The following is a 14,378-nucleotide window of genomic DNA, read 5'->3' as shown; positions in this document are numbered from 1 at the left end:
CCTGGATTTATGAGCAAGCAACCCTCCCTGAGCTACAAGGACGCCGGTGTAGACATCGACGCTGGTGAAGCCCTGGTCGAACGCATCAAAGGCGTGGCCAAGCGCACCGCACGCCCGGAAGTGATGGGCGGCCTGGGTGGCTTCGGCGCCCTTTGCGAGATCCCGGCCGGCTACAAGCAGCCGGTGCTGGTATCCGGCACCGACGGCGTCGGCACCAAGCTGCGCCTAGCACTGAACCTGAACAAGCACGACAGCATTGGCCAGGACCTGGTCGCCATGTGCGTGAACGACCTGGTGGTCTGCGGCGCCGAGCCGCTGTTCTTCCTCGACTACTACGCAACCGGCAAGCTCAACGTTGATGTCGCCGCCACCGTGGTCACCGGTATCGGTGCCGGTTGCGAACTGGCCGGCTGCTCCCTGGTAGGCGGCGAGACCGCCGAAATGCCTGGCATGTACGAAGGCGAAGACTACGACCTGGCAGGTTTCTGTGTCGGTGTGGTGGAAAAAGCCGAAATCATCGACGGCTCCAAGGTCCGTACCGGTGACACCCTGATCGCCCTGCCCTCCTCCGGCCCGCACTCCAACGGCTATTCGCTGATCCGCAAGATCATCGAAGTCAGCGGCGCCGACATCGAGCAGATCCAACTCGACGGCAAGCCCCTGACCGACCTACTGATGGCCCCGACCCGCATCTACGTCAAGCCGCTTCTGCAGCTGATCAAGGAAACCGGCGCGGTCAAGGCCATGGCTCACATCACCGGCGGCGGCCTGCTGGACAACATTCCGCGCGTTCTGCCGGACAACGCTCAAGCCGTGATAGACGTCGCCAGCTGGCAGCGTCCGGCGGTCTTCGACTGGCTGCAGGAAAAAGGCAACGTCGACGAGACTGAGATGCACCGCGTGCTGAACTGTGGTGTGGGCATGGTCATTTGCGTTGCGCCGGATCAGGCTGAAGCCGCGCTCAAGGTCCTGCGTGACGCTGGCGAACAGCCTTGGGTCATCGGTGAAATCGCCGCGGCCGACGAAGGTGCCCAACGCGTCGTACTGAACAACCTGAAGAGCCACTGATGGTTGCACGCTGTGATGTGGTGGTACTGATCTCCGGCTCCGGCAGCAACCTGCAGGCGCTGATCGACAGCATCACCGGCGACGACCATCCAGCCCGCATTCGCGCGGTGATATCCAACCGCGCCGATGCCTATGGCCTGGAACGCGCCCGAAATGCCGGTATCGACACCCTGGTTCTCGACCACAAGGCCTACGCCGACCGCGAAGCCTTCGATGGTGCGCTGATCGAGGCCATCGATGCCTTCTCACCGCAACTGGTGGTGCTGGCCGGTTTCATGCGCATCCTCACGCCCGGTTTCGTGCGTCACTATCAGGGGCGTCTGCTGAACATTCATCCCTCGCTGTTGCCCAAGTACAAGGGATTGCACACCCATCAGCGCGCGCTGGAAGCCGGTGACGCCGAGCATGGCTGCAGCGTGCACTTCGTGACCGAAGAACTTGATGGCGGCCCTCTGGTCGTGCAGGCCCTGATCCCGGTAGAGTCGAACGACACGCCGGAAAGCCTGGCCCAGCGGGTTCATGTACAGGAACACCGCATCTATCCGCTGGCCATGCGCTGGTTTGCTGAAGGCAGACTGCGCCTGGGCCAGAACGGCGCCGAACTGGATGGACAAGCGTTGCCCGCTTCAGGGCAACAACTGCGTAACTAGGAGATTCGCCAATGCGTCGTGCCTTGCTGTTGCTCCTCGCCCTCTTCACCCTGCCCGTCATGGCGGCCGAGTTGAAACCCTTCGAGGCCAGCTACACCGCCGACTGGAAACAGCTTCCCATCAGCGGCACGGCCGGCCGCAGCCTGAAGCAGCTCGACAACGGTCGCTGGGAGCTGGACTTCGAAGCCGCCATGCTGGTCGCCAGCCTGAGCGAAGTGAGCACCTTCCGCGTCGAAAACAATGCCTTTCTGCCTCTGACCTACCGCTTCAACCGCAGCGGCCTGGGCAAGAGCAAGCAGGTGGAATTCGATTTCGACTGGGCCCAGAAGCAGATCATCGGCAACGACCGCGGCAATCAGGTGCGCCTGCCCCTGAACCGTGGCCTGCAAGACAAATCCACCTACCAGCTGGTGCTGCAGCATGACGTCGCCGACGGCAAAAAGAGCATGAGCTACCAGGTGATCGACGGCGACGAGATCGAGACCTACGATTTCCGCGTACTGGGCGAGGAGCGGGTGCGCACCAAAGCCGGCCTGGTGGACGCCATCAAGGTCGAGCGTGTACGTGACCCTACCCAGAGCAGCCGCAAGACCGTGCTCTGGTTTGCCAAGGACTGGGACTACCTGCTGGTGCGCCTGCACCAGGTCGAGAAGGACGGCAAGGAATACCAAATCATGCTCAAGGAGGGCACGGTGAACGGCAACTCGGTACAAGGCCTGCCGGAGTAACCCCTCCCCCACGAAGAACCGGGCTCAGTGCCCGGTTTTTTGTGCCCGCAGGAATGCACGCCGTACCTTGGTCGGGCCCTGGATGGACGAAACAGGCCGATACTCGAAGGAAAGCCAGGGCGCGCCGACAGCGCCTATGCTGATTTACCGGCACGCTGCAGAGGAAACCGCCATGACCGACGAATACCTGCCGCTCTCCTGCGAACTCTACGACTACATCGAGATCGCCTGCCTGCACCGCTACCAGCTGCACATCGAACTGGCCGGCGGCGCCCGCCTGGATGCCCGCGCCATGACCACCCTGACGACGCCGAACAAGGAAGAGTTCCTGATCGTGCAGAACGAAGGTGGCCAGGAGCGCCTAAGACTGGACCAGATCACCGCGATTACACCCCTGACCGAAGGAGCGAGTTTCGGACGTGTGCTGCTGGGTAATCAGATCTGCTGAAGTGTGGCGCCAGCGCAGACAGGTTTGAAAGTCCTGCTACGCCTGTCCTGGATTACATCCGAGCTACCAACGCGCAGGATCGAGGGAGACGCCGAGCCTTTGCTCGCAAACAGTCCTCGCTTTATCTTCGCGAGCAAGCTCGCTCCTACACACAGAGCGTAGTCCGGATGAAATCCGGGAGCGGTGCCTCGATTTCCCGGGATTTCATCCGGGCTACCTATGTGTCGGATCGAGGGGCCGCCGAGCTCTTGCTCGCGAACAGCCCCCACGTTCAAATGAAAAACCGGGCTCAATGCCCGGTTTCTTCACCGCATCACCACATCAGGTCGTCTGGCACCTTGTAGGCGGCGTACGGATCGTCAGCATCCGGCTCTTCGGTCTGGGTGTTGAGCAGCACCACCCGACGCGGGTCGCGCTCCTGGATGCGCAGGGCAGCATCACGCGGGATGACTTCATAGCCGCCGCCATGGCGGACGATGGCCAGTGAGCCACGGCTCAGCTTGTCGCGCATCAAGGCGTTGACGGCGATGCGCTTGACCTTCTTCTCGTCGACGAAGTTGTAATAGTCGTCGCTGGTCAGCTTGGGCAGGCGGGAGCTTTCGATCAGTTGCTTGATCTGCGCTGCCCTGGCCTTCTGCTCGGCTTTCTCCTGCTGCTGGCGATTCAGTTCCTGGTCGCGTGCGGCTTTCTCGGCCTGGGCCTGAAGGGCTGCCTGACGCAGGCTGTCATCCTTTTCGACCTGGTTCTTCTTCTCCAGGCGCTGTTGTTTCTGTTGCTGCTTGCCGGCCTGCTTGACCTGCTTTTCATTCACCAGCCCGGCTTTAAGCAGCTGGTCGCGAAGGGAAAGGCTCATGTCGGGGTTCAGTCTCTCGAGTTAACAGCCAAGGCTGAGTTTTTCCTGTTTCTTGGCTTCGCCCCAGAGGGCATCCAGTTCTTCCAGGGTGCAATCTTCAATGGGACGGCCCGCATCGCGCAATGCCTGTTCGATAAAACGGAAGCGTCGCTCGAACTTGCCATTGGCGCTGCGCAGTGCTGTTTCCGGGTCGACCTTGAGGTGACGCGCCAGGTTGACCACCACGAACAGCAGGTCGCCCAACTCATCGGCGATGGCCTGCGGATCGTTCTCGGACATGGCCTCCAGCACTTCATCCAGCTCTTCGCGCAGCTTGTCGATCACCGGTAGCGCCTCGGGCCAGTCGAAGCCCACCTGGGCAGCCCGTTTCTGCAGCTTGGCGGCGCGACTGAGGGCTGGCAACGCGGCAGGCACGTCGTCCAGCAGGGATAGCTGCTCAGGTGCGACGGCCTTTTCCGCACGCTCCTCGGCCTTGATCTCTTCCCAGCGCTGCTTGATCGCCGCCTCTTCCAGGCGCGCCATGTCGGGTGCACCGTAGAGGTCGCCGTCGGGGAACACGTGAGGATGGCGACGAACCAGCTTGCGGGTAATGGCATCCACCACGCCGGCAAACTCGAATCGCCCCTCTTCCTTCGCCAACTGACTGTAATAAACCACTTGGAACAGCAGGTCACCGAGCTCTCCCGGCAGGTGATCGAAATCACCGCGCTCGATGGCATCGGCCACTTCGTAGGCTTCTTCGATGGTGTGCGGAACGATGCTCGCGTAGTCCTGCTTCAGGTCCCAGGGGCAGCCGTACTGGGGGTCGCGCAGCCTGGCCATCAGGTGCAGCAGGTCGTTGAGTTGATACATGACGGAGTCCTGTGGCGAATCCTGGCATCTTGCCGGGTGGGATAACCCCCACCCGGCAAGAGGATCAGGCGGCTCTGTTACGCCGCGCTTCGATGATGTTCGGCAACTGGGCAATCCGCGCCAGCAGCCGGCCCAGCGCATCCAGACCAGGAATCTCGATGGTCAGCATCATGGCGGCGGTGTTGTCTTCCTTGTTGGAACGGGTGTTGACCGCAAGCACGTTGATGCGCTCGTTGAGCAGAACCTGGGACACGTCGCGCAACAGGCCGGAGCGGTCATAGGCGCGAATGACGATATCCACCGGGTAGGTCTGCACCGGCGCCGGCCCCCAGCTCACCTGGATCATCCGCTCGGGCTCGCGGCCGGCCAGTTGCAGGGCCGAGGCACAGTCTTGGCGGTGGATGCTGACACCGCGGCCGAGGGTGATGTAGCCCACGATCGGATCGCCCGGCAAAGGCTGGCAGCAGCCCGCCATCTGAGTCAGCAGGTTGCCAACGCCCTGGATCTGCACGTCGCCGCGTTTGCCCGGCTTGTGATGGGAGATCTTGCGCGGAATCAGCTCCAACTGCTCGCTGGCACCACGCTCGGGTTCGACCAGGGCCTGGGCGGCATTGACCACGTGGGCCAGGCGCAAGTCACCGGCACCCAGGGCCGCGTGCATGTCTTCGGCCGTGCGCAGATTGCACTTCTCGGCCAGCTTCTCGAAGTCCACAGGCGGCAGCGCCAGGCGCGACAGCTCGCGCTCGAGCATGGCCTTGCCGGCCGCGACGTTCTGGTCGCGAGCCTGCAACTTGAACCAGTGGACGATCTTCGCCCGCGCCCTGGAGGTGGTGATGTAGCCCAGGTTCGGGTTGAGCCAGTCGCGGCTGGGCGAGCCCTGCTTGCCGGTGATGATCTCCACCTGCTCGCCGGTTTGAAGGCTGTAGTTCAGGGGCACGATACGCCCGTTGATCTTGGCGCCACGGCAGTTGTGGCCGATCTCGGTATGGACCCGATAGGCGAAGTCCAGCGGCGTGGCACCTTTGGGCAGATCGATGGCATGTCCATCGGGGGTGAAGACATAGACACGGTCGGGCTCGATATCCACCCGCAGTTGCTCGGCCAGACCACCGATGTCGCCCAGTTCCTCGTGCCATTCGAGCACCTGGCGCAGCCAGGCGATCTTCTCTTCGTAGTGGTCGGAACTCGACTTGACGTCAGTGCCCTTGTAGCGCCAATGGGCGCAGACCCCCAGTTCGGCCTCCTCGTGCATGGCGTGGGTGCGGATCTGCACCTCCAGCACCTTGCCGTCCGGACCGATCACAGCGGTGTGCAGGGAGCGGTAGCCGTTCTCCTTGGGGTTGGCGATGTAGTCGTCGAACTCCTTGGGGATGTGTCGCCAGAGCGTGTGGACGATGCCGAGTGCGGTATAGCAATCGCGCAACTCGGGCACCAGGACCCGCACGGCGCGCACGTCATAGATCTGGCTGAACTGCAGCCCTTTGCGCTGCATCTTCCGCCAGATGGAATAGATGTGCTTCGCGCGGCCGCTGATGTCGGCCTTGATGCCGGTGGCGGCCAGCTCCTCGCGCAGCTGTTTCATCACGTCGGCGATGTACTGTTCGCGGTCCAGGCGGCGCTCGTGGAGCAGCTTTGCGATCTGTTTGTACTGGTCCGGCTCCAGATAGCGGAAGGACAGGTCCTCCAGCTCCCACTTGATGTGGCCGATACCGAGACGGTGGGCAAGCGGCGCGTAGATGTCGAACACCTCGCGAGCAACGCGGTGGCGCTTCTCCTCGTCGGCGTTCTTCACTTCGCGAATGGCACAGGTACGCTCGGCCAGCTTGATCAGCGCCACGCGTACATCGTCGACCATCGCCACCAGCATTTTGCGCAGATTCTCTACCTGCGCCTGGGTGCCGAGCACCATGGACTGCCGGGGATTGAGACTGGCACTGATGGCGGCCATGCGCAGCACGCCTTCGATCAGCCTGGCCACCACCGCACCGAAACGCTGCTGTACGGCCTGGAGCTGGATTTTGCCTTCACGCACGCCACGGTAGATCACCGCGGCCACCAGGGACTCCTGGTCCAGCTTCAGGTCAGCGAGGATCTCGGCGATCTCGAGCCCCGTCTGGAAACTGGAGTTGCCTTCCGCCCAGCGGTTCTGGGCAGCGATGGCCTGTTGCTCGGCGTCACGGGCGAACTCACACGCCTCTTTGAGTACCGCGCGGTCGAGCACCGGGTCGAGGCTGATGACATGGTCCAGCCACGCCTCGAGGTTGATGCTGCCGTCCGTATTGACCGGCTGTTGCGCTCTCACCTGTACCATCTTGCCTACCTTCCCTACGACGTGAACCCCTCACGTCGAATTGTCGCCAGCCTCTGTCGTGCCGGTCGGATTACGCGGGCTTCCTAGCCCACCTCGAATAACGCCATGGCCTCGACATGGGCCGTATGAGGAAACATGTCGAGAATCCCGGCCTTCTTCAACTGGTATCCCTGCTTGACCAGTTCGGCGCTGTCACGCGCCAGGGTCGCCGGGTTGCAGGATACATAGACCACTCGTTTCGCACCGGTTGCAGCCATCTGCCGAACGGCTTCGAAAGCGCCGTCACGCGGCGGATCGAGCAGCACGGCATCAAAACCCTGTCGGGCCCATGGCGCATTGGCCAGGGGGTTCGACAGGTCGGCCTGGAAGAAGTGCACATTCTCCAGGCCATTGGCGGCGGCATTTCCACGCGCCCTCGCCACCATCGCTTCGACACCCTCCACCGCCACCACTTCACGCACCTGGCGCGCCAGCGGCAGGGCGAAGTTGCCAAGCCCGCAGAACAGGTCCAGCACCCGGTCGCCCGGCTGTGGGTTCATCCAGTCTAGCGCCTGCGCCACCATTGCCTCGTTGACTGCCGCATTCACCTGGACGAAATCGCCGGGGCGATATTCAAGCTCCAGGTCCCAGCGCTCCAGGCGATAGCCCAGGCGTGCTTCCGGCTGGACGGGATGAGGCTCACCCTCACCGTGCAGCCAGAGCTGCACCTGATGCTCCGCACAGAACTCGCGCAGACGCTGGAGGTCGGCCTCGCCCAGGAGCTGGGTGTGACGCAACAGCAACGCCGACTCGGTGCCATGGAACAGCTCCACATGACCGACTGCCTGGGGTTTATCCAAAGCCCTGAGTAGATCGGGCAACGCGCGCATCACAGGTTGCAAGGGCTGTACCAGTACCTGGCAATCCTTGATCCCGACTATCGCCTGGCTGGAAGCCGCACGGAATCCGACTTCCAGCTGGCGGGTCCTGGCATCCCAACGCACGGCGATGCGGGCGCGGCGCCGATAACCGAACTCGGTCCCCACAAGTGGGGCCACCCACTCCTGCGGCTGGAGGTCGGCGAAACGCATGAGCTGCTCAGCCAGGGTGCGCTGTTTCAGGGCGACCTGCTCGCCATGGGGCAGATGTTGCAAGGTGCAGCCGCCACACTGACCCGCATGAGCGCACGGCGGCACGAGACGCATTGGACTGGGGCTCAGCACGCGTTCGGTACGGGCTTCCACCACCTGGCTGCGGGCAGCGAGCACACGGACTTCCACCTCCTCCTCCGGGAGGGCGCCAGCGACGAACCAGGTGCGTCCTTCGAAGAAGGCAATGCCGCGCCCGTCGTGAGCCAGTCGCTCGATGGCGAGCCGCTGCTTCTTGCCCACGGGGACTTGCTGGGTCCGCGTTCCGCCGCTGGGCTGGAAGCGCAGACCGGTGTTACGCCGGGACATTGGGGTCTTCGTAGATGCCGGTGGAGAGATAACGATCACCACGGTCACAGATGATCGCCACCATCACGGCATTTTCCACTTCACGGGACAGGCGCAGCATGGCGGCCACCGCACCGCCGGAGGAAACGCCGCAGAAAATCCCCTCTTCACGAGCCAGGCGGCGCATGGTGTCTTCGGCTTCGCTCTGGGCCATGTCGACCACGCGATCGACACGGTCGGCCTGGTAGATCTTCGGCAAGTATTCCTGGGGCCAGCGGCGGATGCCGGGGATGGCCGAACCTTCCTGCGGCTGCAGGCCGACGATCTGGATGTTCGGGTTCTGCTCCTTGAGGTAGCGCGACACGCCCATGATGGTGCCGGTGGTGCCCATGGAGCTGATGAAATGGGTGATGGTGCCTTGGGTCTGCTGCCAGATTTCCGGGCCAGTCCCCACGTAATGGGCTTCCGGATTGTCACCGTTGGCGAACTGGTCCAGCACCTTGCCACGGCCACCCCGCTGCAGGCTTTCGGCCAGGTCACGAGCGCCTTCCATGCCTTCTTCGCGACTCACCAGAATCAGCTCGGCACCGTAGGCGGTCATGGCAGCCTTGCGTTCGGCGCTCATGTTGTCCGGCATGATCAGCATCATCTTGTAACCCTTGATGGCCGCAGCCATCGCCAGGGCAATGCCGGTGTTGCCGGACGTGGCCTCGATCAGCGTGTCCCCGGGCTTGATGTCACCGCGCAGTTCGGCGCGGGTGATCATCGACAGGGCCGGGCGATCCTTGACCGAGCCGGCGGGGTTATTGCCTTCGAGCTTGACCAGGAGGGTATTACTAGTGTCGCCGGCCAGCCGCTGCAAACGCACCAGCGGGGTGTGGCCGATGCAATCGGCGATTGTGGGGTACTGCAGGGTCATGGCGAGCTTCGCAATCCAGACGCAGGGGGTGCATATGATAGCGGCAAACCGCGCAACGCCATATGGCGCAAGCGTTTCGGCTTATGGCGTGCAGCTATATATATGTACCGAAACCAGCGTTTCCCTGAAGTGTCGCCGAATGCGTCATTGCTCCGGAAGGCATCGCTGGCAGAAAGCCCGGTCGGCAGCTGGCAGCTGTCGACACGGGACTTGCCGGCGCTCCCTTGGCTTTCTCACCCGCTATCTCTGCGTTAGCTGTTGCGAGAGATTTCCCAGCGGGCCGAGAGCCTACGGGCAATGCAGCTACTTGCAACACGTCATGCAGACCCAGCTTGCGCACCCGGCCTGAATTCGGAAATCACCGCCGGAGCTGCGGTTTTACAGTCTTAATGAAAATAAATACTATTCGCCTCCTCTCCATTTATCCCCGGTGACCCGCCATGCTTCTGCACATTCCCGGTATCTTCACGACCGACGAAGCAGCGCGTATCCGCGAGGCCCTCGAACAGGCCGAATGGGCCGACGGCAAGACAACCGCGGGCTACCAGTCGGCGAAGGCCAAGCACAACGAGCAACTTCCCGAAGGCGACCCACTGGCGCGCGAGATCAGCACCGCCATGCTGCAGCGCCTGTGGAACAATCCCCAGTTCATGTCCGCAGCACTGCCGAACAAGGTGTACCCCCCGCTGTTCAACCGCTACCGCGGCGGCGGCACCTTCGGCTACCACATCGACAATGCCGTACGTGCCATCAAGGGCAGTCCCGAACAGGTGCGCACCGATGTATCCGCCACGTTGTTCTTCAGCGAACCGGAGTCCTACGACGGCGGCGACCTGGTGATCCAGGACACCTATGGCAGTCATCGCGTCAAATTGGCCGCTGGCGACCTGGTGATCTACCCCGCCAGTAGCTTGCATAAAGTAGAGCCGGTCACCCGTGGCGAACGACTGGCCTCCTTCTTCTGGGTGCAGAGCATGGTCCGCGAGGACAGCCAGCGTGCCCTGCTGTTCGAGATGGACCAGGCGATCCAGAGCCTCGCCCGCGACGTGCCTGACCACCCAGCCCTGCTCCAGCTCACAGGCAACTACCACAACCTGTTGCGCCGCTGGGCCGAGGTCTAGATGAGCTCTACCCTGAGTCGCACCGAAACCCTGGGGGCCGATGAACTGCCCGAACGCCTCGCTGCCGATCCGCGCCAAGCCGCACGAACCATTCTGGCTGCAGCGCGCGAGGGTGTGACCGAGGCGCAGACGCTACTGGGCCAGATTCTCCTCGACGGCCAAGGCATCGAACAGGACGCCACGCTGGCGCGAACCTGGTTCGGTATTGCTGCCGAGGGCGGCGACGTCATGGCCCGCAACATGCTGGGCCGCTGTCTGGAGCAGGGCTGGGGCGGTGCAGTCGACCTGTCCGGGGCCGCCCGTGAGTACTGCCGTGCCCTGGAGTCCGGACTGGATTGGGCGATGTACAACTATGCGGGCCTGCTGGCATCCGGACGCGGGGTGGAAAAGAACCAGAGCCAGGCATTCGCCCTTTATCTGCGGGCTGCCGAGATGGGTCATGCCAAGTCCATGAACCTGACAGGCCGTTATTACGAAGAAGGCATCAGCGTCGAGCCGTCGATGGAGCGAGCTCGGGAATGGTATCGCCGCTCAGCCGAAGGCGGTGACTTCCGCGGTCAGTTCAGTCACGCCGCGGTACTGGCGGATGACGGACAACTGGACGAAGCCTTGCACTGGCTGCGCAAGGCCCTGGCGGGCGGGAACCTGAACTTCCTCCGGGTCAGTCGCGCCAGCCTCGCCCAAGCGCCGCAGGCAGAGCTGCGCGCGCTCGCCCTTGCCTACCACCAGCGCGCCGCCGAACTTGGCGACGAAAGCGATCGCCAGGCACTGGCGCTCTATACACACGCCTGAACCCGACTTCGCCGTACGGCGCGGTTTCCGGCAGGTTTTGGCCTGGCAGATTAGTCCACGTACAGCGTGCAATGCGCTGTGTTCTCCAGGGCTTCACAGCCCCATCAGCCAGACCAACGCCACTATCGGCGCCACCCCCAGGGGCAGCCAAACCGCGAAGCGCGGCCGGTAGGGCAGCAACAGGACCAGCGCAAAACCCGCCAGGGAAATCAGGCCGAACCCGCCCACCGGTCCCATGGCCCAGCCCCAGGCGCCAACGCTGGCGACCAGACTCAGCCCCAGGCCAAACCAACCGACCGCTCGCAGACCCCGGCGCAGCAGAGGCGTTGGCAAGCCCTGCCAGACCTGTTTGAAATGACGCTCCAGCCCCATGCACAGCGCCAGCATCCCGCCATAGGCCAGCCACAGGCCTGAGAGAAATCCTGCAATCATTTCAGTTCACCTCCGTCAGCGTGCGGGATGGGCGACGCGCAGCCGACCGTTCGACAGCGGGACGAACCCTGTACGCCGCCCAGGCCAGCAGCAGGCCACACGCCATGGCAGTGAGTTCCAGCAACAGCCGGCTTCGCTCGGTCCAGGGCGCTTCCAGGCCCAGGAAACTGGCCAGCGGCAAGGCCAGGCAAAGCAACGCCGCCAGCCCCAATTGTTCGCGCCAGACCGCGAGGTACGGGCGCAGCCAGGCATGCCCCAGGCTGAGGACCCAGAGGGCTAAGAACACCCGCACTTCCCAGGTACCCCGCTGCGTCAACTCCACCGGCAACAGACGGTTGGCCCAGAGCAGGCCCACACAGGCCAGGGTCAGGCCAGCCACCACCGCCACATTCAGCGGCTCGGCAGCCCGATAAAGAGCGGCGGTTACGGCGCCCTCTGCATCGGGCCGACGACGGCGCTTGACGGTGAAGAGGAACAGACCGGTTGCGATCATCGCGCTGCTCACCAGGCCACAGAAGAAGTAGAGCCAGCGCATGGGATAACCGCCGAACTGAGCGAAATGCAGACCGGCCATCACCCGCTGGGTGAGCTGGGCGGCCCGCATTTCTGGCGGCCCTTCCAGCAAGTCGCCGGTCACCCCATCGAAGACCATGTTCTGCCCTTTGGTCAGTGCGATGCGGTTGCCCAGCACACGCCGAACCTCGATACGCGCATCGGCACGTCCAGGGTTCTGGATCACCACACCGCCCACGGGTCCCATCCTCCGCTCCGCCTCGGCCAGCACCGGGCCCAGGTCGGTCAGCTGCGCGGCCGCTACCGGCCCACGCGGACTCGGCTCGTGACGATGGCCGTGCTGGGCCTCGGCGTAGGCACGGAAGTCACCCTCGAACAGGGCATCCACCGCCGCGGGCATGTAGATGAGAAAGAAGATGACCAAGCCGGTGTAGCTGATCATCAGGTGGAACGGCAGCAACAGCACTGCGCTGGCGTTGTGGCCATCCAGCCAGGAACGCTGGCCCTTGCCGGGCCTGAAAGTGAAGAACTCCTTGAAGATCTTCTTGTGGATCACGATGCCGGAAACCAGAGCCGCGAGCATCGCCATTGCCGCCAGCCCGACCACCCAGATGCCAATGTTTCGCGGCAGGTCGAGGGTGAAGTGGAAACGGAAGAAAAACAGACCGCCAGCGGTTTCACGCACAGCAAGAGGCTCGCCCGTGGCTGGATCGAGATGCTGGCCGCCGCCGTGGCGACGGCCACCGGTAGAAACCACCAGGTCCGGTGCCCGTTCGCTGGGCAGGCTGATGCTCCAGATCCGCTCGTCAGCCTTGTGCTCGCCAAGCCAGGTCAGCGCGCGTTCGGCCGCCTCAGCCTGGGAGACCGCTCGCACCGGCACTTCAGGACGCATCCAGTTGTCGATCTCCTGATCGAACACTGCGAGGGTTCCGGTAAGGAAAATGACGAACAGCAACCAGCCGAACAGCAGGCCGCCCCAGGTGTGCAGCCAGGCCATGGATTGGGTGAAGGTGTTCTTCACGGCTGAACCTCCAAATGCTCAAGGGAAACCCCAGCGGCCATTCGCAACGTGGGCAGCAATGAGGCGGCCAGGGCAGGGCCATGCCCGAGCCCCGGGAATTCGATGTAGCGAGTGGCCAGGCCGGGCCATTGACCGAGGCGTCGCGCCATGTGACGCGCCGCTTCGGCTGGGACGGACGCACGCTGGCGCAGCCGCTCCCGCTCGGCAGCATTGGCCGGTATTCGCGAGGGCTGTTCAGCATCACCCTTGGTCATCAGCAAGCGCGCTCGCTGACCGGCGGCGAGCCCACCGAAGCGTTTCTCCAGTTGCAGCAGGTAGCCGTCCCGCCACCAGAGCGATGGACTTGCCGCTGCGTAGGATTGAAAGGCATCGGGCCGGCTGAACAGGCTGTAGAGCACGAACAGTCCGCCGTAGGAGTGCCCCCAAAGGGACTGACGTCCGGGATCGATGGGCGCCAGGTCCGCCACCTGCGGCTTGAGCCTGGTCTCGATCAGCCCGAGGAACTGCTCTGCCCCGCCAGCGCGGCGGGTCTGTTCGAGGTCATCCCAGATCGGCTCGACGTCCATCGGTGGCGTGTAGTCGTAGGTCCGCATCGCTACGTCGAAGCGACGGTTCCCGGCATGGCCAATGGCAACCAGTACGGGCGGATCGGCTCGGTCCAGTTCGGCCAGCCACTCCTCGCGTAGTGCCTCGATTGCGGCGTTGCCATCGAGCAAGTAGATCACCGGGTAGCCGGCCGCCGACGGCAATCGCCGAGGAATGCCTATTCGCACCTCGTAGCCGCGCAAGCCGTCGGCGGACGTCATCACCAGCGACTGGAACCGGTAGTACGCAGAGCCCTGCTCAGCGACACCCGGCGCATCTGCCCTGTCCAGGTCGGGCCTGGCTTGTACTGCAGAAAGCCAGGGCCAGCAGCACAAGAAGACGAGCAGCAGCCGCCTCATGCCACCCTCTCCAACAGTTGCGGCCAGAAGCCCACAGCCGCCAGCGGCAACGCCCAGGCGGCGAGCAACCAGGCCTTCCACGCACTGCGCGCGGCGAAGGCCCAGAGGATCGCGAAGGTGAAGACGGCAAAGGACGGCAGCGTGGCGACTATCACGGCGTCCGCACCGTCCAGTGGCGACAGCCGGGCCAGGGCGGCGGTGAAGGCGTAACTGAACAGGTAGCCACCAAACAAGGCGGCGGCGCTGCGTGACAGCACCGCCAGCCAGGCTGGCGCAACCCAGGTGAACAACCTGGCGATCATCGACTTGCC

General features: G+C 63.6%; 15 protein-coding genes. 6 read left to right on the top strand and 9 right to left on the bottom strand.

Annotated elements, in window-relative coordinates; genetic code table 11:
* The first annotated feature begins 9 nt into the window (after positions 1-9).
* The 4 genes from purM (at position 10) to AAHM40_RS01950 (ending at position 2,894) form a co-directional block, all read left to right on the top strand.
* Positions 10-1,068 (top strand): phosphoribosylformylglycinamidine cyclo-ligase, encoded by a 1,059-nt coding sequence (gene purM, locus AAHM40_RS01965; protein WP_342243193.1) that lies wholly within the window; start codon positions 10-12, stop codon positions 1,066-1,068.
* Complete coding sequence (purN, locus tag AAHM40_RS01960; protein WP_342243192.1) at positions 1,068-1,718, top strand: phosphoribosylglycinamide formyltransferase; 651 nt, start codon at positions 1,068-1,070, stop codon at positions 1,716-1,718. The genes purM and purN overlap by 1 nt, the downstream gene beginning before the upstream one ends.
* Before the next feature lie 11 nt (positions 1,719-1,729).
* Positions 1,730-2,446 carry a DUF3108 domain-containing protein gene (locus tag AAHM40_RS01955; RefSeq protein ID WP_342243191.1) on the top strand — a complete coding sequence of 239 codons (717 nt, stop codon included), beginning with the start codon at positions 1,730-1,732 and terminating at the stop codon, positions 2,444-2,446.
* A 172-nt stretch (positions 2,447-2,618) separates the two neighbouring features.
* Positions 2,619-2,894, top strand: coding sequence for a Rho-binding antiterminator (locus AAHM40_RS01950; RefSeq protein WP_280286117.1), 276 nt, complete (start codon positions 2,619-2,621; stop codon positions 2,892-2,894).
* 313 nt (positions 2,895-3,207) lie between these two features.
* On the opposite strand, the gene AAHM40_RS01945 is transcribed toward AAHM40_RS01950, so the two are convergent.
* The 5 genes from AAHM40_RS01945 to cysM all read right to left on the bottom strand — a co-directional run bounded on the left by AAHM40_RS01945 (position 3,208) and on the right by cysM (position 9,244).
* Entirely contained in the window at positions 3,208-3,747 is a 540-nt protein-coding gene (locus tag AAHM40_RS01945) for a DUF2058 domain-containing protein (protein ID WP_342243190.1), read from the bottom strand.
* A gap of 21 nt (positions 3,748-3,768) precedes the next feature.
* On the bottom strand, positions 3,769-4,599 hold the full coding sequence (gene mazG, locus AAHM40_RS01940) for a nucleoside triphosphate pyrophosphohydrolase (protein WP_342243189.1): 831 nt from the start codon (positions 4,597-4,599) through the stop codon (positions 3,769-3,771).
* 64 nt (positions 4,600-4,663) lie between these two features.
* A complete protein-coding gene (relA, locus tag AAHM40_RS01935; protein ID WP_342243188.1) occupies positions 4,664-6,910 on the bottom strand; it encodes a GTP diphosphokinase in 2,247 nt (748 codons plus the stop codon).
* Between the two features lie 83 nt (positions 6,911-6,993).
* Positions 6,994-8,346: a 23S rRNA (uracil(1939)-C(5))-methyltransferase RlmD gene (gene rlmD, locus AAHM40_RS01930; RefSeq protein ID WP_342243187.1), complete on the bottom strand. Its 1,353-nt coding sequence runs from the start codon at positions 8,344-8,346 to the stop codon at positions 6,994-6,996.
* On the bottom strand, positions 8,333-9,244 hold the full coding sequence (gene cysM, locus AAHM40_RS01925) for a cysteine synthase CysM (RefSeq protein ID WP_342243186.1): 912 nt from the start codon (positions 9,242-9,244) through the stop codon (positions 8,333-8,335). The genes rlmD and cysM overlap by 14 nt, the downstream gene beginning before the upstream one ends.
* 440 nt (positions 9,245-9,684) lie before the next feature.
* Here cysM and AAHM40_RS01920 point away from each other — a divergent pair, with 440 nt between their 5' ends.
* Together AAHM40_RS01920 and AAHM40_RS01915 are read left to right on the top strand one after the other, a co-directional pair.
* On the top strand, positions 9,685-10,365 hold the full coding sequence (locus AAHM40_RS01920; protein ID WP_342243185.1) for a Fe2+-dependent dioxygenase: 681 nt from the start codon (positions 9,685-9,687) through the stop codon (positions 10,363-10,365).
* Entirely contained in the window at positions 10,366-11,157 is a 792-nt protein-coding gene (locus AAHM40_RS01915) for a tetratricopeptide repeat protein (protein WP_342243184.1), read from the top strand.
* Positions 11,158-11,250: 93 nt separating this feature from the next.
* On the opposite strand, the gene AAHM40_RS01910 is transcribed toward AAHM40_RS01915, so the two are convergent.
* The 4 genes from AAHM40_RS01910 to AAHM40_RS01895 are packed head-to-tail and all read right to left on the bottom strand — an operon-like array spanning position 11,251 to position 14,369.
* Positions 11,251-11,589, bottom strand: a complete 339-nt coding sequence (locus AAHM40_RS01910; RefSeq protein WP_342243183.1) for a DUF3325 domain-containing protein — start codon at positions 11,587-11,589, stop codon at positions 11,251-11,253.
* A gap of 1 nt (position 11,590) precedes the next feature.
* Positions 11,591-13,123 (bottom strand): PepSY-associated TM helix domain-containing protein, encoded by a 1,533-nt coding sequence (locus tag AAHM40_RS01905; protein WP_342243182.1) that lies wholly within the window; start codon positions 13,121-13,123, stop codon positions 11,591-11,593.
* Entirely contained in the window at positions 13,120-14,067 is a 948-nt protein-coding gene (locus AAHM40_RS01900; RefSeq protein ID WP_342243181.1) for an alpha/beta hydrolase, read from the bottom strand. Before AAHM40_RS01900 ends, AAHM40_RS01905 begins: the two co-directional genes overlap by 4 nt.
* Entirely contained in the window at positions 14,064-14,369 is a 306-nt protein-coding gene (locus tag AAHM40_RS01895) for an iron transporter (RefSeq protein WP_342243180.1), read from the bottom strand. Before AAHM40_RS01895 ends, AAHM40_RS01900 begins: the two co-directional genes overlap by 4 nt.
* Positions 14,370-14,378: the final 9 nt, after the last annotated feature.

The sequence above is a fragment of the Pseudomonas sp. OTU5201 genome (assembly GCF_038440135.1).
Taxonomy (GTDB): domain Bacteria; phylum Pseudomonadota; class Gammaproteobacteria; order Pseudomonadales; family Pseudomonadaceae; genus Metapseudomonas; species Metapseudomonas resinovorans.
This window is presented reverse-complemented; position numbering and strand designations above follow the sequence as displayed.